Consider the following 18600-nt stretch of genomic DNA (forward strand, 5'->3'; position numbering starts at 1 on the left):
CTCAGGGCTTCGGCACCGCCAGCGTCAGGATCGACACGCCGGGCGTCATCGGGACGCGCCCGACCAAGTGGCGCTCGAGCCGGAAGATCGCTTCGAACGCCTTGTTGAGCGGTTTCGCCGGCGGCGAATCGTCGCTGTCGTCGCGCCCGGTCATCCGCCCTGCGACGCGCGCCGCGGCGGCGAGCGGGAACAGCAATGAGTTGAAGTAACCAAGCTTCTTCGGCGCGAGCCCCGCCGCGTCGATCGCGGCCTTCAAGCCGGCTTTCGAATAGCGACGATAATGGTGGTTCACGACATCGTGCGCCGACCACATCCATTGGTGCGCTGGCACCGCGATCAGGATTTTGCCGCCGGGCTTGAGGCATTCGCGCATCGCCGTCAGCGCGGCGACATCGTCCTCGATATGCTCGACCACGTCGAGCACCGCGATCATGTCGTACGCAGCCCGCGCGATCCCGGGCAGCGCGGGAAGCGGCGCGTCGCTGACCGGCTTGCCGAGCCGTTTCGAGGCGATGTCGCGCGCGGCGGGGTCGATCTCGATCGCATCGACCGTCCCGAATTCCTGCAGCATCGCCAGATTGTGCCCCGTGCCGCAGCCGATCTCCAGGATCCGCGCGTTCTTCGGCAGATCGGCATAACGCGCGACGTAATCGTGCAGCACATCGCGGCGCGCGGTGTACCACCAGTGCGTCGAATCATGCTCGGCCATGCGGTCGTAGACGATACGGTCCATTACGAGAAAACCAGCCAGCGGTTGAGGATGAAGGTGAAGACCGTCGCCACGGCAATCGCCGGAAGCAGCGGTATTAGCGGATGCAGGTGGAACCACGCGGTGCCGATCCAGGTGATCAGCGCGTTCAGCGCCATGCCCGATGCCTGGACGGCGACGAACTTGGCTTTTTGCGTCGCGCCCGGATCGCGCGTGCCGTGGCCGCGAAAGCTCCAGCGGCTGTGAAGGAAATAGCCCGCGGTCACCGCCACCGCGAACGCGAACGGCACCGCCCATACGGCGTGCGCGCCCTTGAACACGAACAGCGTCAGCGGGGCATAGACCGCGGTGTAGATCAGCGTCGACAGCCCGCCGGAAATGCCGAAGCGGACCAGCTGGCCGAGCAGTCCGCTGTCGCGCCACGAACCGAATTGTTTGAGGATTGCCGTCACGCGCTTGCCTAAAAACCGTGCGCCGCCCTAATGCGCGTTCGGGCGTGAGGGAAGCATTTTGACGAGTATCGAACAGCGCGGGGCGGACCTGCTCGACGAGATCGACCGCCACTGGATGCGCTACGCGCTATTCGCGTGGCTGCTCGTGCTGCTGTGGTCTGTCGGTTCCGACTGGGAGCGGATCCAGTCGCTCGCGCTCGGCGATACCGACGACAATATGCGGCTGATGCAGGTCCGCGCGCTGCTGGACGGGCAGGGCTGGTTCGACCTCCGCAACTATTATCTCAATCCGCCCGGTGGGTTCGACATCCACTGGAGCCGCATCGTCGACTTGCCGATCGCGGGGATCATCCTGCTGCTGCGTCCGTTCGTCGGCACGCCCGAGGCGGAGCGGATCGCGTGCGGGATCGCGCCGCTGCTGCCGCTCTCGATCGCGTTCCTCGGGCTCGGCGCGACCGCGCGGCGGCTGATCGGCAAGCATGCGTGGCCGCTCGCGATCGCACTGCTCGTGTTCGCGTGCGGATCGACGATGCTGATGTTCGCGCCCGAACGGATCGACCATCACGGCTGGCAACTCGCGATGCTGAGCCTGACGGTCGCCGGGCTGTCCGACCCCCGGCACGGGCGCGGCGGCGTGATCGTCGGGGCGGCGAGCGCGGTGAGTCTCTCGATCGGGCTCGAGATGATGCCCTATGCCGCGATGGCCGGCGCGATCATCACGCTGCAATGGATCTGGGACCGGGGCGAGGCGCGCCGGGTCGAGGGCTACGCGCTCGCGCTCGGCGGCGGGACCGCGCTCGGCTACGCCGCGTTCGCCTCCTACGCCAACACCGTCGCGCGGTGCGACGCGCTGACGCCCGTCTACCTGACCGTGATGATCGCCGCGGGCGCGCTGCTGTTCGCGCTGGCGCGGCTCAGCCCGGCGTCGCGCGTGGTGCGGCTCGGATTGGCGGTGGTCGCGGGGGCGGTGATCGTCGCCGGGTTCGCGCTCCTCTTCCCGCAATGTCTTGGGCGGCCCGAGCAAGTGTCGGACGAGCTCGCGCGCAACTGGCTCAACAACGTGCGCGAAGCGAAGCCGATCTACACGCACCCGTTCCGCGTCGCCTTCCCGATCGTGACGCTGCCGCTGATCGGGCTGCTCGGCGCCTTCGTCGCGACAAAGCGCGCGGTCGATGCCCGCTTGCCCAACATGGTGGGCTGGGCGGCGGTCGCCTTGTTCACGCTGTTCGCCTGCCTGATGCTGCTGTGGCAGACGCGCGCCGGACCCGCCGCGCAGCTGCTCGCGGTGCCGGGTGCTGCGGCGCTGATCTGGATCGCTGTTCCGCTGCTGCTCGGCAGCGGCAACATGCTGGTGCGCGTATTCGGGACCGCCGCCGTCGTGCTGTTCGCGAGCGGCGCGTTCAGCGCGCTGGCGGTGCAATATTTGCCGGTCGACAAGCCCGATGCGCGGAGCAAGGCGATCAACCTGGCCGGAGCGCGCTGCCCGGCATACGGCAATCTCGCGCCGCTCAACCAGTATCCGTCGGCGACGATCCTGAGCTTCGTCGACCTCGGCCCGCGGATCATCGTCGTCACACACCACAAGGCGGTGGCGGGGCCGTATCACCGCAACGGCGACGCGATCCTCGACGTCCAGCACGCGTTCGGTGGCAGCCCCGACCAATTCCGCGCGATCGCCGCGCGGCACGGCGCGACCCTGTTACTCGTGTGCCCCAACATGGCCGAATCGACGATCTATCGCGCGCGCAACCCGGGCGGGTTCTACGACCGGCTGGCGCGTGGCGAGAAATTCGCGTTCCTCCAACCGCTCCCGCTGCCGCGCAATTCGCCGCTGCGGCTGTTCCGCATCGCTCCCTGACCGGACGCGGAAGTTGACACTAGGTTGACACTATCGCGGCCGATGAGCGCGGCGCGCCGAGCGCTGTAAATACCAGCCGATCCAAAGAGCCGAGCCGGACGCTGTCAGGCGAAATCCTACATTGCAAGCGTCAGGTCAGGCCGAGGCTGATCCGAATCCCGTCGATCACGAACTGCACCGCGAGCGCGCCGAGCAGCACACCGAGGATGCGCGTGATCACCGCCTCGATCCGCGCGCCGAGCAGCTTCATCAGCGGCCCCGCGGCGAGCAGCGCGAGCAGGGTCAGCACCAAGATCGTCGCGAGTGCCGCGAGCACCACTGTCACGCGCTCGACCCCGTGGTTGCGGCTCATCATCAGCATGACGCTGGCGATCGACCCCGGCCCGGCGATCATCGGCATCGCCATCGGGAAGATCGACACGTCCTCGACCTCGGGCGTCGCGGCGACCTTCGCGGCGCGGTCCTCGCGACGTTCGGTGCGCTTCTCGAACACCATTTCGAGCGCGATCAGGAACAACATGATCCCGCCCGCGATGCGGAACGCCGAGAGACTGACGCCGAGCGCGTTGAGGATGCCCTCACCCACCGCGGCGAACACGAACAGGATGATCGAGGCGACGAACACCGCGCGGATTGCCATCGACCGGCGGTGCGCGGGCGACGCGCCGTGCGTCAGCCCGGCATAGATCGGCGCGCAGCCGGGCGGGTCGATCACGATGAAGAACGTGACGAGCGCGGAGAGGTAGAGCTCGATCATTTGTTGGGTGGCGATCCGGCGGTTTTATCTTCGATCACACGTCGGAATTTCCGACCGTCCCACAGTAGGGCCGCTACCGAGCGGCCGCCATCCGGCGATACGCGAAACTCGAAACGCAACGTTCCGTCCTCCGAAGAATCAACGCCGCCACCACCGTCGGGATAGCCTTCCCTCATTCCCATTCCGGGTGGGTTACTACAGATGGCTTTGATCACGGCGGGGCGCTGCCGAGGGCGCGAGACTTTCAACGCATCGCCGCCATCGACCGTCCACTTCCAATCACCATTGTTCTGACGCTGCCAAAGCGTGGTGAAATACCCAACGCTGCCATCGGCCCGCTTCCAGCCGCCGGTGTTGACCGCAAGGCTACCATCGCACGAGATATAGCTCGCCGTCGGCCACCAATCGATCGCTTTGGGCGGGTCGTTGCGACCTTTCAGCCATTCGTGCGCGTTGACCGGCTGCGGCGTGAACATCACCGCGTCGTCGGTCGACCATTTGCGGAACGCGGTCCATTGGCCGAGCGTCTTCGCGTCGGCGGCAAAGGCGTGTTCGGCGTCGAGGGCGGACTGTCCCTCCACCGTTCGTGCTGAGCCTATCGAAGCAGGTGGACTGGGCATATCGCCCGCCACACGCCCTTCGACAAGCTCAGGGCGAACGGTAAGGAGGAGAAAGGCCAGCGCGACAGCCGCCCGCTTCACAGCGCGTCCTTGTCATACGGCACCTTCGCCCGCCGGTGCGCGGAGATCAGCGTGTTTCGGAGCAAACACGCGATCGTCATCGGCCCGACCCCGCCGGGCACCGGGGTGATCGCGCCCGCGACCTGCATCGCGCCGGCGAAATCGACGTCGCCGACCAGCCGCCCGTTGCTGCCCTCGATCGCAGGTGCCTCGCGGTTGATGCCCACATCGATCACGGTCGCGCCGGGCTTGATCCAGTCGCCCTTGACCAGCTCCGCCATGCCGACCGCCGCCACGACGATGTCGGCGCGCTTGACCACGCTCGACAGATCCCTGGTCTTCGAATGCGCGACGGTGACGGTGCAGCTTTCCTTCAGGAGCAATTGCGCCATCGGCTTGCCGACGATGTTCGACCGCCCGATCACCACCGCGTCGAGTCCCGTCAGGTCACCGAGCTGGTCCTTCAGCAGCATCAGGCAGCCATAGGGCGTGCACGGCACGAACCCGTACAGCCCGGTCGCGAGCCGCCCGGCATTGACTGGGTGGAAACCATCGACGTCCTTGTCGGGGTCGATCCGCGTGGTGACGACGCGCTCGTCGATATGGTCGGGAAGCGGCAATTGGACGAGGATGCCGTCGACCCGGTCGTCGGCGTTGAGCGTGTCGATCAGCGCGAGCAGATCGTCCTGCGAGGTGTCGGCGGGAAGCTTGTGCTCGAAACTGCCCATCCCCGCAGCGATCGTCGCCCTGTGCTTGTTGCGGACATAGACCGCCGACGCCGGGTCCTCGCCGACCAGCACGACCGCGAGGCCGGGCGGGCGCCCCGCCGCTTCGTGGAAATGCGCGACCTGGGCCGCGATCCGCTCGCGCAAGCCGAGCGCGAAGCCTTTGCCGTCGATGATCTCAGCCGTCATGGCCCGGCCTGATAGAGCGACCCGGGCTTTGGCGCCAGTCGATCAGGACAGTCCCGAGCCCAGCACCGACCGCGCGATGGCGGGGATGATCCAGTTGTTGATCACCTGGATGATCAGCAGCACGATCAGCGGCGACAGGTCGAGCGCGCCGAGGTTCGGCATGATCCGCCGGATCGGGCGATACAGCGGGTCGGTGAGCCGGTTGAGCAGGCGATAGATGTCGCGCACCGTGTCGTTGTAGGTGTTGATGATGTTGAACCCGATCAGCCACGACATCACCGCCTGCGCGATGACGATCAGCGACACGATCAGCAGCAGCATCTGAATGAGGCCCAGCAGCTCTATCAACGCGCTCTCCATCGACTCAGTGTTTTAGGTATATAGTACAGTTGTTACGCTCTGACCAGAGTGCCCGCGCCGCGCCGGGTGAAGATTTCGAGCAGCATGCCGTGCGGCACGCGGCCGTCGAGGATGACCGCGGCCTCTACCCCCGCTTCGACCGCGTTCACGCACGTGTCGACCTTGGGGATCATCCCGCCCGAAATCGTGCCGTCGGCCTTCATCGCCTCGATGCTCGCGCGGTCGAGGTCGGTCTGGAGCTCGCCCGCCTTGTCGAGCACCCCCGCGACGTCGGTCAGCAGGAAGAAGCGCGTCGCGCCGAGCGCCCCCGCGATCGCCCCCGCCATCGTATCCGCGTTGATATTGTACGTCTCGCCGTCCGCGCCGAGCGCGACCGGGGCGACGACCGGGATGAACCCGTCGCGCGCCAGGTTGTTGAGGATCGACGGGTCGACGCTCACGGGTTCGCCGACGAAGCCGAGATCGACGTGGCGCTCGATCCCCGAATTGGGGTCGGGCTCGTGGCGCGCGACCTTTTCCGCCAGCACCAGGTTGGCGTCCTTGCCCGAAATGCCCACCGCGCGCCCGCCGAGCGCGGCGATCCAGCCGACGATTTCCTTGTTGATCTTGCCCGCCAGCACCATTTCCGCGACCTCGGCGGTGGCGGCGTCGGTGACGCGTAGCCCGCCGACGAATTGCGATTCGATACCGAGCTTCTTGAGCATCGACCCGATCTGCGGGCCCCCGCCGTGCACCACGACCGGATTGATCCCGACCGCCTTGAGCAACACCACGTCCTCGGCGAAGTCGCGCTGCGCCTCCGGGTCGCCCATCGCGTGCCCGCCGTACTTCACGACGAACGTGCGCCCCGCGTAGCGCTGCAGGTACGGCAGCGCCTCGACGAGCGTTTCGGCCTTGGCGAGCAAGGCGGGCGAGGGGGTGTGGTCGGTCATCCGCCGCGCGTTAGGCTCGCGATGGCGTGCCGTCCAGCCAGCGGCCCAGCGCGACGAACCCGGTGATCAGGAACGGCACCAGCACGATCGACAGCACGACCTTGGCCAGCATCTGCCCCTCCATCAGCCCCAGGATCGGGCGCTCGCCGTAGAACGAGATGGTGATGAACAATACGGTGTCGACGATCTGGCTGATCACGCTGGCGATCATGCCGCGCAGCCAGACGAGGCGGCCCTGGCCTTCCTGGCCCTTCAGCTTGGAGAAGATGAAGACGTTGAGCGTCTGCGACGTGCCGTAGGAGATGAACCCGGCGAGCATCATCCGCACGCTTTGCCCGACGACGATCGGGAAGGCCGGTACTGCCGGCGGGTACATGCCGGGATCGGCCGGCAGATGCAGCACGAGCTGGATCAACGCGGCAGAGACGAACAGCGGGACAAAGCCCAGCCGGACGAGCGAGGTTGCGGCCCGTTGCCCATGCAGTTCGGCGATCGCGCTCGACAGCACGACGAGGATCAGGAACCCGAAAATACCCGCCTCGACCGCGAGCGGCCCCAGCGCGACTTGCTTAACCCCCAGCACGCCCGCAATGCAGACCATGCCGCCATAGAGGATCGAATAGATGAAGAGCGAGCGCGGCATCGCGGGGGAGGGTGTGTCCATAGGGCGCGACGCTAACGCCATTTCCGCGCACGTCAAACAGTCCGCTATTGGCGCTTCCGACCACCGTCATGCCGGACTTGATCCGGCATTCCGCTTCTTCAACTTGAAGAAAGCGGGACCCCGGCTCGAGGCCGGGGTGACGATCGAGACTGCCGGCTACTTCATCCGCTTGTTGCAGGCGCTCCAATATTGCGGCCACTTCATGCCAGCGGCGACCTTGCCCGCCGCCTTGTCGGCGCGCCATTGCACGCCGCACTGCTTTTCGCGCGCGTACATCGCCTTTTGCGCGGCGCTGGGCTCGCCGCGGGGTTTGGTGGCCTTGGCGGGTTTCAAGGCAACCATCGTCGGGGCCGGCTTGACCGGCGCGACCGCCGCCGTCGCCGGCTTGGGCATGCTCGCGCGGCAAGCGGCGAGGAACTGGTTCCAAGTCTGCCCGGCGGGCAGCGTATTGGCCTTCTTCGCGGCCTGATACTTGGCGCCGCACACTTGCATCGCGTTTTCCGCGAAAGCGGGCGAAGCGGCGAACCCCACCGCCATGGCGGCGGCGATTGCAATCGACTTGAACTGGACCATCGACTCACTCCCTCAGGCGTCGCCGGGTCAGCCCGGCTCGCGGCCATGTGGCGAGCATGCCTCAGCCGCTGCGCGACCGCAATCCACAGCCGGGTCGCCGCCGGGGCTTGTCGCTCCGCGATTTTTTCCGCCATACTCGCGGCCAATTCCACGGGGGCAGTTTTTCCATGCAGCGTATCCTGATCGGCCTGGCCGGTATCGCCGTCATCCTGTTGATCGCGTTCGCGCTGTCGAACAACCGCCGCGCGATCCGCCCGCGCGTGGTGATCGCGGCGTTCCTGTTGCAGGCATTGATCGCGGTGCTCGTGCTGTATGTGCCGGCGGGCAAGACCGTACTGGCCTGGATGTCGGGCGGCGTCGCCAACCTCTTGGGATATGCGAAGGAAGGGACGAAATTCCTCCTCGGCGGTCTGACCGACCCGCCTTATGGCGACCACGTCTTCGCAATCGGCGCCTTGCCGGTCATCATCTTCTTCGCCGCGCTCGTCTCGATCCTCTATTACCTGAACATCATGCAGGCGATCGTGCGCTGGCTTGGTGGCGCGATCGAATGGGTGATCGGCGTGTCGAAGGTCGAGAGCCTGTGCGCGGCGGCGAACATCTTCGTCGGCCAGAGCGAATCGCCGCTGGTGATCCGACCCTATCTCGCGGGCCTCACCCAAGCGCAGCTGTTCACCGTGATGACCAGCGGGATGGCGGGCGTCGCGGGCACGATCCTGGCGGCGTACGCGTCGATGGGAATCAAGATCGACTATCTTCTCGCGGCGAGCTTCATGGCGGCGCCGGGCGGCATCCTGATGGCCAAGATCATCATGCCCGACACCAGGAGCCTGGCCGCCGAAGATGCGGTCGTCGACGGCAAGCCGAGTGCGGAGGCGATCGCGCTGCCCGACGGCAGCGTCCCCGGCGAACCGCTCCCCGACGCGACCCACGACGAGGAAAAGCCCGCCAACATCATCATGGCCGCCGCTCAAGGCGCGCAGACCGGCGTCAAGCTGGCGGTCGCGGTCGGCGCGATGGTGCTGGCGTTCGTCGCCTTGGTCGCGCTCGCCAACGGTATCCTCGGCGGAGTCGGCGGCTGGTTCGGCTATCCCGACCTCAGCTTCCAGGCGATCCTCGGCGCGATCTTCAAGCCGGTGATGTACCTGCTCAACGTGCCGTGGAACGAGGCCGGCGCGGCGGGCGGCTTCTTCGGCGAGAAGATCGTGCTCAACGAATTCGTCGCGTACATCGACCTCGGCAAGATGCAGGCGGGGCTGAGCCCGCACACCGTCGCGGTGGTGACGTTCGCGCTGTGCGGTTTCGCCAATTTTTCGTCGATCGCGATCCAGATGGCGGTGACCGGTAGCCTCGCCCCCAACCAGCGTCCGATAATCGCGAAGCTCGGCTTGCGCGCGCTCGCGGCGGGGAGTCTGGCGAATCTGATGTCGGCGGCGCTCGCCGGGATGCTGATCGCCTAACGCTTCAGCACAACGCGCATCAGCCCGATCCCGGCGATCAGCGCCCAGGCGCTTTCGACGATCGCGGCCGACAGGTTGAAGTCGTGCGCGAGGCTGACGAGGATCAGGCTCGCGGCGAGGAAATTACCCAGCAGTGCCGCCGGTTGCTTGGCGTCGACCCGCCCCGCCACGGTCAGCGCGTACGTGCCGAGGATCAGCGCAGTGCCGGCCAGCCCGATCGCGTCGTACAGCGTCACCGCGTCGGCACCGGCTCGGCGCTCGAATAATCGTAGAAGCCGCGGCCCGTCTTGCGGCCGTACCAGCCGGCCTCGACATATTTGATCAGGAGGGGCGCGGGCCGGAACTTGGGGTCGCCGGTCCCTTCGAACAGCACGCGTGTGATCTCGAGACACGTGTCGAGCCCGATGAAATCGGCGAGCGTCAGCGGCCCCATCGGGTGGTTGAGGCCGAGCTGGCAGGCGAGGTCGATGTCGCGGATCGTCGCCACACCCTCACCGAGCGCGAAGCACGCTTCGTTGAGCATCGGCATCAGCACGCGGTTGACGATGAACCCCGGCGCGTCGTTGGCGCGCACCACCTGCTTACCGAGCGCCGCGGCATAGGTCTCGATCTTCGCCACGGTGTCGTTGCTGGTGGCGAGCCCGCGGATGATCTCGATCAGCCCCATGACGGGCACCGGGTTGAAGAAATGCACCCCGATGAAGCGCGCCGGGTCGGGGGTAGCCTGCGCCAGCCGCGTGATCGGGATCGACGAGGTGTTCGACGCCAGGATCGCGGCGCTGCCCATCACCTTGCCCACTTCGGCGAAGATCGCGCGCTTGATCTCCTCGCGCTCGGTCGCGGCCTCGACGATCAGGTCGCATTTGCCCATCCCTGCCGGCCCGTCGATCGTCTCGATCCGGCCGAGCGCCTGGTCCATCGCGGCTTCGTCGAGCTTGCCCTTTTCGACCACGCGGGCGAGCTGGCGCGCGATCCCCGCCTTGCCCGCATCGGCGCGCTCCTTCGACACGTCGGCGAGCAGCACATGATACCCGGCCTGCGCCGTCACTTGCGCGATCCCCGCGCCCATCTGACCCGCCCCGATCACGCCGACGCTGTGCATTGCCTGCTCCCGTATAGTGCACGGCAGCCCATAACGGTTTTGGCGGTCGCGGCTAGGGCGCGGGGCGCGGCGCCTGCGCTTCGGCGAGGTAGAGCGCGAATTGGTCCTCTGGGTCGGTCCATTCGGCGATCGGGGTCCAGCCGCCGGCGCGGAGCAGGATGCGCGCGTCGCGCGGGCCGTATTTGTGGCTGTTCTCGGTGTGGATCGTCTCGCCCGCCGCGATCGAGAACGGGCGGCCCTCGATTGTGAAGGTCACGTCTTCGCGTGCCTCGAGGTGCATTTCGATCCGCGCGCGGTCGTCGTTCCAGATCGCACGGTGGCGAAACGCCTCGACCGGAATCGTGCCATCGAGCTCGCGGTTGATCCGCTCGAGCAGGTTGAGATTGAACGCCGCGGTGATGCCCGCCGCGTCGTCATAAGCGCGTTCGAGGACAGCGACGTCCTTGATCCGGTCCATCCCGATCAACAGCATTGCGCCCCCATTGCTTTCGGCGCCGAGCGACGCGCGCATCGCGCGGAGCAGGTCGGCGGACGACAGCGGGATCATGTTGCCGATGGTCGATCCCGGGAAGAAACCTAGCTTGGGCGCGGCGGCGATCCCGGCGGGAAGCTTGATCGGCTGGAGGAAATCGCCCTCGACTGGCACGACGGGCAGGCCGGGGAAGCGCGCGGCGAGCGCCTTCGACGATTCGCGCAGAAAGTCGCCCGAAATATCGATCGGCACATAGGCCGACGGCGCCACTGCCTCGAGCACGATCGGCGTCTTGGTTGACGATCCCGACCCGAACTCGACGACCGCGCGGCCGGGCCCGACGAGCGCTGCGATTTCGCCCGCCTTTTCCTTCAGCAGCGCGGTTTCGGTCCGCGTCGGATAATATTCGGGCAGCTCGGTGATCGCCTCGAACAGTTCGGACCCGCGCCGGTCGTAAAACCACCGCGCCGGGATCGCGCGCGGACGGCGGGTCAGCCCGTCGATCACATCGGCGCGAAACGCCGGGTCGGCGAAGCTGCGCGTGCCGTCCTCGATTTCCTGCTTGAGCATCAGATATCTTTCGCCAGCCGCACGCCGGTGAACTGCCAGCGCTGATGCGGGTAGAAGAAGTTGCGGTAACAGGCGCGAACGTGCCCGCGTGGGGTCGCGCACGACCCGCCACGCAGCACGAACTGCCCGCTCATGAACTTGCCGTTATATTCGCCGACGGCGCCCTCCGCGGGCTTGAAGCCGGGATAGGGGCGGTACGCGCTGCCGGTCCATTCCCATACGTCGCCGAAGAACGCGGGGCCGCCCGCGGAAGGGCGGGGCTCGACCGGCCCGGCGGTGTCGAGCTGGTTGCCGCTATCGGGGTCGTGACCAGCCGCCGCCGCTTCCCATTCGGCCTCGGTCGGGAGGCGCGCGCCGGCCCAGCTGGCATAGGCATCGGCCTCGAAGAAACTGACGTGGGTGACGGGTGCGGCGGGATCGATCGCGCGACGGCCGTCGAGCCCGAAGCGAGTCCACACGCCGTCGCGCCGTTCCCAGTAGAGCGGCGCGTCGATGCCGTCCGCTTTCACCCACGCCCAGCCGTCCGACAGCCAGTGGCGCGGATCGGCATAGCCGCCGTCGGCGATGAAGCTGACCCATTCGCCGTTGGTCACGGTACGGTCGGCGATGGCGTGGCTGGTAAGCAGCGTTCTGTGGCGCGGGCCTTCGCAATCGAACGCGAAATTGGGGCTGTCGTGCCCGATCTCGACCAGCCCGCCGTCATGCTCGATCCAGCCGATCGGCCCCGGCATCGCGACCGGCACCTTGCGCGCGCCGGGCCATACCGCCGGCTCGGTCGGGTTTTCGGACATCAGGTGGAGGAGGTCGGTGAGCAGCAATTCCTGATGCTGCTCCTCGTGATGACACCCGAGCCGGACCAGTTCGCGCGCCGCCTCGGGCAAATCGGGCAGTGCCTCGGCCAGCGTGGCATCGACATGCGCGCGGTACGCCAGCACCTCGGCCAGCCCCGGCCGCGTGATCATCCCGCGTCGGTCGCGCGCGTGGCGGCGGCCTTCGGCCTCATAATAGGAATTGAACAGGAAGGGAAAACGCTCGTCGTGGAGCGCGTAATCGCGGACGAAATCGCGCAGCACGAACGTCTCGAAGAACCAGGTGGTGTGCGCCAGATGCCATTTCGCGGGCGAGGCGTCGGGCATCGACTGGACGCTCGCATCGGCGTCGGACAGCGGCGCGACCAGATCGACGCTCAGCGCGCGCACCGCGGCGAGGCGCTCGGCCAGCGCTTCGGGTGTCGGCGACGGGCCCAACCTCGTTCGCATTATGTTCCATCTGTAACGCCGAAAATGCGCCCCCGCAATGATCGAATCAGATCAGCGCCCAAGTTACCGGGACGCGCCGGGAACCCAGAGAACGTCGCCCCCCGCCGATTGGTTCATCGCGCGCGCGGCGACGAACAGCCAGTCGCTCAGCCGGTTGAGATAGCGCAGCGCCTCGGGCGCGACCGTCCCGGCCGCGACCGCGCTGCGCTCCGCGCGGCGGGCAACCGCGCGGGCGAGGTGGAGATGCGCGGCGATCGGCGCGCCGCCGGGCAGGATGAAGCTGGTCAGCGGGGCGAGCGCGCCGTTCATCGCGTCGATCTCCTGCTCCAGCCGTGCGACCTGCGCGGGCGTGATGCGGAGTGCGCCGTCGATCCCGTCGGGCGTCGCGATATCCGCGCCCAGGTCGAACAAATCGTTCTGGATCCGCGCCAGCGCCGCGTGCGTCTCGTCCTCCGCCAGCGTCGCCGCGAGGCCGATCGCGCTGTTCGCCTCGTCGACATCGCCGATCGCCGCCATCAGCGGATCGGCCTTCGACACGCGCGACCCGTCGACGAGACCGGTCGAGCCGTCGTCGCCGGTGCGGGTGTAGATTTTGTTGAGTTTTACCATGTCAATTTTCGCGCTGCCGGCCCGCTCCCCCTCCCGACCGTCCAATCAGGATATTCTATGGGCGGTCGGGAGGGGGAGCGGGCTGGTGCCGTCCGTGCGCGCAAGCGCATCAAAAGTTTCCTCAGCCGCCGTTTTCACCGGCGGCGAACAGGATCACCACGACGACCAGGATCGCCGCGGCCTGAAAGAAGATGCGGAACTGCATCGCCTTGTTGGACTTGATCGCGAACTCGCTCGGGCCCGGGCCGTGCACCTCAGTGGACGAGTTCTTGAGGAACATCACCACGCCATAGACGAGCGCGGCGACGGTCGCGATCATCGCGGCGAGCAGGAGGATGGCGAGAAAGGTCATGGGTCTTATTTAGGTGCTCGCATAGCCGTTGGGAAGCGTGCCGGCGCGCAGGGCGTTGGCCAAGGTTCGGCCGTCGGGATAGTCGCGGCGCAGGTCGGCGAGCGTCGGGGCGTCGTGGCGCTTGGCGAGGCGGTCGCCCTTGGCATCGGTCAGCAGCGCATGGTGGCGATAGACCGGCGTCGGCAGGCCGAGCAGCGCCTGGAGCAAGCGGTGGACATGCGTCGCGGCGAACAGGTCGCGGCCGCGCACGACGTGGGTCACGCCTTGCGCCGCATCGTCGACGGTCACCGCGAGGTGATAGCTCGCGGGCGCGTCCTTGCGCCACAGCACGACGTCGCCGGCGGCCTCAGGCATCGCGATCTGCTCGCCCGCGATCTCATCGTGCCACGCCAGCCCCGGATGCCGCGTGGCCGCCGCCACCATGTCGAGCCGCAATGCGAACGGCTCGCCCGTCGCCAGCTTCGCCGCGATCTCGGCCGCCGATCGATGTCGGCACGCGGCGGGATGCGGCGGTGGCGTGTCGTCGTCGTGTGGTGCGCTCCCCGCCGCGGCGATCTCCGCCGCGATGTCGGCGCGGGTGCAGAAGCAGCGATAGGTGAGGCCTTCGGCATGCAGCCGTTCAAGCGCATCGGCATAGAGCGGCACGCGTGCCGATTGGAACACCATCGGCCCGTCCCAGCTCAGGCCGAGCCACGCCATGTCGCCGATAATCCCCTGAACATGCTCCACCCGCGAGCGCGTCCCGTCGATGTCCTCGATCCGCAGCAGGAACCGCCCGCCCGCTTCCCGCGCCCGGTCGTGTGCCTGCACCGCCGACCAGGCGTGGCCCAGATGCAACGCTCCGGTCGGGCTCGGCGCGAAACGGCTGACGATCAAGTCACTGACTCTTGACCGCGAGTCGTCGCGTGTGCTGTCATCATGGCGTCATCCTAGTCGGGTTGATGCCCGTCGGGAAAGTTGTGGGGGAAGCGCGTGTTCCATCCCGACCTGATGCGGCATCCGGACAGTTGCCCGGCGCTGGTGCTGAACGCCGATTACACGCCGCTCAGTTACTACCCGCTGTCCGTCTGGCCGTGGCAGACCGCCGTCAAGGCGGTCTTTTTGAATCGCGTCGACATCGTCTCGCATTACGAGCGCGAAGTGCGCAGCCCGACGCACGCGCTCAAGCTGCCCAGCGTCATCGCGCTCAAACAGTTCGTCCGCCCGAGCCAGTTCCCCGCCTTCACCCGGTTCAACCTGTTCCTGCGCGACAAGTTCAGTTGCCAATATTGCGGGACGCACAAGGACCTGACCTTCGACCATGTCATCCCGCGGGCGTACGGCGGGCGCACGACGTGGGAAAATGTCGCGACCGCCTGCGCGCCGTGCAACTTGCGCAAGGGTGGCCGCACCCCGCGCGAGGCGAAGATGCCGCTCCACGTCGAGCCGATCCGCCCGACGAGCTGGCAATTGCAGGACCACGGCAAGAGCTTCCCGCCCAATTACCTCCACGATACGTGGCGCGATTGGCTGTATTGGGACGTCGAACTCGAAGCTTGATTGACCCCGCGCACGCCGCCGTGCAGCACTTTCGCATGGCCGAACTCCCCGCGATTACAAACAACGCCGACATCCGCTTCCTCGGCAAGCTGCTCGGCGACGTGATCCGCGCCTATGGCGGCGACGAACTGTTCCGGCGGACAGAATATATCCGCTCGGCGTCGGTCGATCGGCATCGCGGGGTCGGGGGTGAGGTCGATCTCGGGCTTGATCGGCTGACGCTCGACGAGACGCTCGATTTCGTGCGCGGGTTCATGCTGTTCTCGATGCTCGCCAATCTGGCGGAGGACCGACAGGGGGTCGCCGCCGAGCCGGGGACCGATGTCGCCGCCGCGATCGAGCGTTTGGCGGGCGAGGGGATCGGCAAGGACCGGGTCGCCGCGTTGCTCGACGCCGCGCTGATCGCGCCGGTGCTCACCGCGCACCCGACCGAGGTACGGCGCAAGTCGATGATCGACCACCGCAATCGCATCGCCGAGCTGATGGCGCTGCGCGACGGCGGCACCACGACGACCCCCGACGGTGACGACGTCGAACAGGCGATTACGCGCCAGATCGCGCTCTTGTGGCAAACCCGCGTGCTGCGCCGCGAGCGGCTCTACGTCACCGACGAGGTCGAGACCGCGCTGTCGTACCTGCGCGACGTGTTCCTGTCCGTGCTGCCCGGCCTCTACCAGCGCTGGGACCGCGCGCTGGGCGCACGGACACCGCGTTTCTTGCGGCCCGGCAGCTGGATCGGCGGCGACCGCGACGGCAACCCCAATGTGGTCGCGGCATCGCTGACCACGGCGCTCGCGCGGTCGTGTGAGGCAGTGCTCGGCTACTATCTCGACGCGGTCCATTCGCTCGGCGCCGAGCTGTCGATCTCGACCGAGCATGCCGAGGTTAACGACGAGCTGCTCGCGCTCGCCGCGCGGAGCGGCGACACCGCGCCGAGCCGCGACGACGAGCCATATCGCCGCGCATTGTCGGGCATCTACGCGCGCCTTGCCGCCACGCACCTCGCGCTTACCGGCAAGCCGGCGCCGCGCCCGGGATCCCTCGCCGGCGAGCCATATGACGATCCGCTGGCGCTGCGCCGCGATCTTGTCACCATTGCTTACGCGCTCGCCGACCAAGGCGACGGACCGCTCGCCTCGGGCGGGGCGCTCGGACGGCTGATCCGCGCGGTCGATACGTTCGGTTTCCACCTTGCGACGCTCGACCTGCGCCAGAACAGCGCGGTGCACGAAGCGACGGTCGCGGAGATGCTCAAGGTGGCGGGGGTCGAGGCGGACTACGCCGCGCTCGACGAGCCCGCTCGAGTCGATCTGCTTCGCCGCGAACTCGCCAATGCGCGCCCGCTGGTCAGTCCCTATGCGAAGTATTCGGATGAGACCGCGAGCGAGCTCGCGATCCTGCGCGCCGCCGCCGATGCACACGCCAAATACGGCGCGGCGTCGATCCGCCAGTACATCGTGTCCATGGCGAAGTCGGTCAGCGACTTGCTTGAGGTGCATCTGCTGTTGAAGGAAGTCGGGCTCTATTCGCCTGGCGACCCTCCAACGGCGGCGATCATGGCGGTACCGTTGTTCGAAACGGTCGGTGACCTCGAAGCCGCGCCGCAAATCATGACCGACTGGTTCGCGCTCCCCGAAGTCGCCGCGATCGTCAGTGTGCGCGGCGTGCAGGAAGTGATGATCGGCTATTCGGATTCGAACAAGGATGGCGGCTATCTGACCTCGACCTGGCAGTTGAGCCGCGCATCGGCGGCGCTGACGCCGGTGTTCGAAAAGGCGGGCGTCGGGATGCAATTGTTCCATGGCCGCGGCGGCGCGGTCGGGCGCGGCGGCGGGTCGGCCTTCGCGGCGATCCGCGCGCAGCCGCCGGGCACGGTGCAGGGCCGCATCCGCATCACCGAACAGGGCGAGGTGATCGCCGCGAAATACGGCACGCGCGAAAGTGCGACGACCAATCTCGAGGCGATCACCGCGGCGACCTTGCTCTCCAGCCTGGAGCCGCCCGCTTTGTCCAATGCCGACGCCAAAAGGTTCGGCGCGGCGATGGATGAACTGTCGGCGCGCGCGTTCGCGGCGTATCGCGGACTGGTGTACGAGACCGAGGGCTTCCGCACCTTCTTCCGCCAGATGACCCCGATCGCCGAGATCGCGAACCTGAAGATCGGCAGCCGTCCCGCCAGCCGCAAGAAATCGGACGCGATTGAGGATTTGCGCGCGATCCCCTGGGTGTTCAGCTGGGCGCAGGCGCGCGTGATGCTCCCAGGCTGGTACGGGGTCGGGCAGGCGCTCGCCGGGTTCGCCGACAAGGCGTTGCTGCGTGAAATGGCCGAAGCCTGGCCGTTTTTCGCCGCGACGCTCGACAATATGGAACAGGTGATGGCGAAGTCCGACATGCAGATCGCCGAACGCTACGCCGCGCTGGTCGAGGATCGCGTGTTGGCTGGCGCGATCTTCCCGCGCATCCGCGACGGATGGAAAGAGGCGCGGGACGGGTTGCTCGGCGTTACTGGTCAGTCGCGGCTGCTCGAAAAGAACCCCAAGCTCGACGCCTCGATCCGGCTGCGCCTCCCCTATATCGAACCGCTCAACCGCCTGCAGATCGAGCTGATGAAGCGCCACCGCGCCGGCGAGGACGACCCGCGCGTGGCGGAGGGCATCTTGCTGTCGATCAACGCGATCGCGACGGCGCTCAGGAATTCGGGGTAATTCCGTATATACGCTATTGACGATCTCAAATTTTTACGTATATACGAAATTTCTCTCAGTTCCCCCGGGGAGATCGCAGGTATCGATGCCGATAGTCGGCTAGCCGGGGGGATGTTCTTCGTTGAAATCGAGTTTGATGCGGCCAAACGAGCAGAGGTTGCCGCTGAACGTGGATTAGATTTAGCAACTGCGGGAGAGCTGTTCGACGGCTTCCATCTGACGAGGCGCGACGACAAACATAGCGAGCCGAAGAGCGGTTTCATTCGATCGGGATGGCGGGCGACGATATCGTGATCGTGACCTGGACTCCTCGCGGGAACCGGCGTCGCATCGTGACGATGTGGAAAGCAAATGACAGAGAAAGACGGAAATATCAGCAAGCGCGCGACCGACCCGGATGACGTGAAGCCCGAACTGGACGATGCCTGGTTCGAGGAGGCGGATGCCTTCGTCGGCGCCAAGCTCGTCCGGCGCGGCCGGCCGAAATCGGACAATCCGAAGCAGCCCGTGTCGCTGCGGCTCGACCGCGACGTCGTCGACTGGTTCAAGCGCGGCGGCGATGGTTGGCAGACGCGGATCAACGACGAGTTGCGCAAGGTGGCTGGCATCTGAATTAACCCGTCCCTAACCTCG

Annotated in this window: 21 protein-coding genes; 5 read left to right on the forward strand and 16 right to left on the reverse strand. The window is 66.9% G+C overall.

The window, feature by feature from the left end; all coding sequences use genetic code 11:
- Position 1: 1 nt before the first annotated feature.
- Together E7773_RS15210 and E7773_RS15215 are read right to left on the reverse strand one after the other, a co-directional pair.
- Entirely contained in the window at positions 2-733 is a 732-nt protein-coding gene (locus E7773_RS15210; RefSeq protein WP_293992993.1) for a class I SAM-dependent methyltransferase, read from the reverse strand.
- On the reverse strand, positions 733-1161 hold the full coding sequence (locus E7773_RS15215; RefSeq protein ID WP_293992995.1) for a GtrA family protein: 429 nt from the start codon (positions 1159-1161) through the stop codon (positions 733-735). The genes E7773_RS15210 and E7773_RS15215 overlap by 1 nt, the downstream gene beginning before the upstream one ends.
- A gap of 115 nt (positions 1162-1276) precedes the next feature.
- On the opposite strand from E7773_RS15215, the gene E7773_RS15220 reads away from it, so the two are divergent.
- Positions 1277-3019, forward strand: coding sequence for an AcrB/AcrD/AcrF family protein (locus E7773_RS15220; protein WP_293993139.1), 1743 nt, complete (start codon positions 1277-1279; stop codon positions 3017-3019).
- Positions 3020-3149: 130 nt separating this feature from the next.
- Here E7773_RS15220 and E7773_RS15225 read toward each other — a convergent pair whose 3' ends face one another.
- The 7 genes from E7773_RS15225 to E7773_RS15255 all read right to left on the reverse strand — a co-directional run bounded on the left by E7773_RS15225 (position 3150) and on the right by E7773_RS15255 (position 7899).
- The gene (locus tag E7773_RS15225) at positions 3150-3776 is read right to left on the reverse strand and encodes a MarC family protein (RefSeq protein ID WP_293992998.1); all 627 of its coding nucleotides are present in this window, start codon (positions 3774-3776) and stop codon (positions 3150-3152) included.
- Positions 3773-4477 (reverse strand): hypothetical protein, encoded by a 705-nt coding sequence (locus E7773_RS15230; protein WP_293993000.1) that lies wholly within the window; start codon positions 4475-4477, stop codon positions 3773-3775. The genes E7773_RS15225 and E7773_RS15230 overlap by 4 nt, the downstream gene beginning before the upstream one ends.
- Positions 4474-5370 carry a bifunctional methylenetetrahydrofolate dehydrogenase/methenyltetrahydrofolate cyclohydrolase FolD gene (folD, locus tag E7773_RS15235; protein ID WP_293993003.1) on the reverse strand — a complete coding sequence of 299 codons (897 nt, stop codon included), beginning with the start codon at positions 5368-5370 and terminating at the stop codon, positions 4474-4476. Before folD ends, E7773_RS15230 begins: the two co-directional genes overlap by 4 nt.
- Before the next feature lie 42 nt (positions 5371-5412).
- Positions 5413-5718, reverse strand: a complete 306-nt coding sequence (locus tag E7773_RS15240) for a YggT family protein (protein WP_293993005.1) — start codon at positions 5716-5718, stop codon at positions 5413-5415.
- Between the two features lie 44 nt (positions 5719-5762).
- Positions 5763-6662, reverse strand: a complete 900-nt coding sequence (argB, locus tag E7773_RS15245; protein WP_293993008.1) for an acetylglutamate kinase — start codon at positions 6660-6662, stop codon at positions 5763-5765.
- Between the two features lie 10 nt (positions 6663-6672).
- On the reverse strand, positions 6673-7326 hold the full coding sequence (locus tag E7773_RS15250) for a queuosine precursor transporter (protein ID WP_293993010.1): 654 nt from the start codon (positions 7324-7326) through the stop codon (positions 6673-6675).
- Positions 7327-7482: 156 nt separating this feature from the next.
- Complete coding sequence (locus E7773_RS15255; RefSeq protein ID WP_293993013.1) at positions 7483-7899, reverse strand: hypothetical protein; 417 nt, start codon at positions 7897-7899, stop codon at positions 7483-7485.
- A 167-nt stretch (positions 7900-8066) separates the two neighbouring features.
- On the opposite strand from E7773_RS15255, the gene E7773_RS15260 reads away from it, so the two are divergent.
- Positions 8067-9359 (forward strand): NupC/NupG family nucleoside CNT transporter, encoded by a 1293-nt coding sequence (locus tag E7773_RS15260; RefSeq protein WP_293993015.1) that lies wholly within the window; start codon positions 8067-8069, stop codon positions 9357-9359.
- Here the strand turns inward: E7773_RS15260 and E7773_RS15265 are convergent.
- The 7 genes from E7773_RS15265 to gluQRS all read right to left on the reverse strand — a co-directional run bounded on the left by E7773_RS15265 (position 9356) and on the right by gluQRS (position 14599).
- Entirely contained in the window at positions 9356-9595 is a 240-nt protein-coding gene (locus tag E7773_RS15265) for a permease (RefSeq protein WP_293993018.1), read from the reverse strand. The two genes, E7773_RS15260 and E7773_RS15265, sit on opposite strands and share 4 nt — an antisense overlap.
- The gene (locus E7773_RS15270) at positions 9592-10461 is read right to left on the reverse strand and encodes a 3-hydroxybutyryl-CoA dehydrogenase (protein ID WP_293993021.1); all 870 of its coding nucleotides are present in this window, start codon (positions 10459-10461) and stop codon (positions 9592-9594) included. The genes E7773_RS15265 and E7773_RS15270 overlap by 4 nt, the downstream gene beginning before the upstream one ends.
- Positions 10462-10513: 52 nt before the next feature.
- Complete coding sequence (egtD, locus tag E7773_RS15275; protein ID WP_293993024.1) at positions 10514-11503, reverse strand: L-histidine N(alpha)-methyltransferase; 990 nt, start codon at positions 11501-11503, stop codon at positions 10514-10516.
- Positions 11503-12762 carry an ergothioneine biosynthesis protein EgtB gene (egtB, locus tag E7773_RS15280; protein WP_293993027.1) on the reverse strand — a complete coding sequence of 420 codons (1260 nt, stop codon included), beginning with the start codon at positions 12760-12762 and terminating at the stop codon, positions 11503-11505. Before egtB ends, egtD begins: the two co-directional genes overlap by 1 nt.
- A 63-nt stretch (positions 12763-12825) precedes the next feature.
- Positions 12826-13371 carry a cob(I)yrinic acid a,c-diamide adenosyltransferase gene (locus E7773_RS15285; RefSeq protein ID WP_293993030.1) on the reverse strand — a complete coding sequence of 182 codons (546 nt, stop codon included), beginning with the start codon at positions 13369-13371 and terminating at the stop codon, positions 12826-12828.
- 121 nt (positions 13372-13492) lie between these two features.
- A complete protein-coding gene (locus tag E7773_RS15290; protein WP_293993033.1) occupies positions 13493-13723 on the reverse strand; it encodes a twin transmembrane helix small protein in 231 nt (76 codons plus the stop codon).
- Between the two features lie 9 nt (positions 13724-13732).
- Entirely contained in the window at positions 13733-14599 is an 867-nt protein-coding gene (gluQRS, locus tag E7773_RS15295; RefSeq protein WP_293993036.1) for a tRNA glutamyl-Q(34) synthetase GluQRS, read from the reverse strand.
- A gap of 96 nt (positions 14600-14695) precedes the next feature.
- Between gluQRS and E7773_RS15300 the strand changes: the two genes are divergently transcribed.
- From E7773_RS15300 to E7773_RS15310, 3 genes are all read left to right on the forward strand, one after another.
- Complete coding sequence (locus tag E7773_RS15300; protein WP_293993038.1) at positions 14696-15262, forward strand: HNH endonuclease; 567 nt, start codon at positions 14696-14698, stop codon at positions 15260-15262.
- Between the two features lie 35 nt (positions 15263-15297).
- Positions 15298-17967: a phosphoenolpyruvate carboxylase gene (gene ppc, locus E7773_RS15305; RefSeq protein WP_293993041.1), complete on the forward strand. Its 2670-nt coding sequence runs from the start codon at positions 15298-15300 to the stop codon at positions 17965-17967.
- A 351-nt stretch (positions 17968-18318) separates the two neighbouring features.
- Entirely contained in the window at positions 18319-18579 is a 261-nt protein-coding gene (locus E7773_RS15310) for a BrnA antitoxin family protein (RefSeq protein WP_293993044.1), read from the forward strand.
- The last annotated feature ends 21 nt before the right edge of the window (positions 18580-18600 follow it).

It is taken from the genome of Sphingomonas sp. (genome assembly GCF_004799495.1).
Lineage (GTDB): Bacteria > Pseudomonadota > Alphaproteobacteria > Sphingomonadales > Sphingomonadaceae > Sphingomonas.

Excerpts from the sequence above, each read along its gene's own strand:
- egtD (WP_293993024.1), bottom strand. The coding sequence starts at position 11,503 with ATGCTCAAGCAGGAAATCGAGGACGGCACGCGCAGCTTCGCCGACCCG.
- E7773_RS15310 (WP_293993044.1), top strand. The coding sequence starts at position 18,319 with ATGACAGAGAAAGACGGAAATATCAGCAAGCGCGCGACCGACCCGGAT.
- argB (WP_293993008.1), bottom strand. The coding sequence starts at position 6,662 with ATGACCGACCACACCCCCTCGCCCGCCTTGCTCGCCAAGGCCGAAACG.
- E7773_RS15285 (WP_293993030.1), bottom strand. The coding sequence starts at position 13,371 with ATGGTAAAACTCAACAAAATCTACACCCGCACCGGCGACGACGGCTCG.
- E7773_RS15290 (WP_293993033.1), bottom strand. The coding sequence starts at position 13,723 with ATGACCTTTCTCGCCATCCTCCTGCTCGCCGCGATGATCGCGACCGTC.
- folD (WP_293993003.1), bottom strand. The coding sequence starts at position 5,370 with ATGACGGCTGAGATCATCGACGGCAAAGGCTTCGCGCTCGGCTTGCGC.
- E7773_RS15255 (WP_293993013.1), bottom strand. The coding sequence starts at position 7,899 with ATGGTCCAGTTCAAGTCGATTGCAATCGCCGCCGCCATGGCGGTGGGG.
- E7773_RS15220 (WP_293993139.1), top strand. The coding sequence starts at position 1,277 with ATGCGCTACGCGCTATTCGCGTGGCTGCTCGTGCTGCTGTGGTCTGTC.
- E7773_RS15210 (WP_293992993.1), bottom strand. The coding sequence starts at position 733 with ATGGACCGTATCGTCTACGACCGCATGGCCGAGCATGATTCGACGCAC.
- E7773_RS15225 (WP_293992998.1), bottom strand. The coding sequence starts at position 3,776 with ATGATCGAGCTCTACCTCTCCGCGCTCGTCACGTTCTTCATCGTGATC.
- egtB (WP_293993027.1), bottom strand. The coding sequence starts at position 12,762 with ATGCGAACGAGGTTGGGCCCGTCGCCGACACCCGAAGCGCTGGCCGAG.
- ppc (WP_293993041.1), top strand. The coding sequence starts at position 15,298 with ATGGCCGAACTCCCCGCGATTACAAACAACGCCGACATCCGCTTCCTC.
- E7773_RS15270 (WP_293993021.1), bottom strand. The coding sequence starts at position 10,461 with ATGCACAGCGTCGGCGTGATCGGGGCGGGTCAGATGGGCGCGGGGATC.
- E7773_RS15250 (WP_293993010.1), bottom strand. The coding sequence starts at position 7,326 with ATGGACACACCCTCCCCCGCGATGCCGCGCTCGCTCTTCATCTATTCG.
- E7773_RS15260 (WP_293993015.1), top strand. The coding sequence starts at position 8,067 with ATGCAGCGTATCCTGATCGGCCTGGCCGGTATCGCCGTCATCCTGTTG.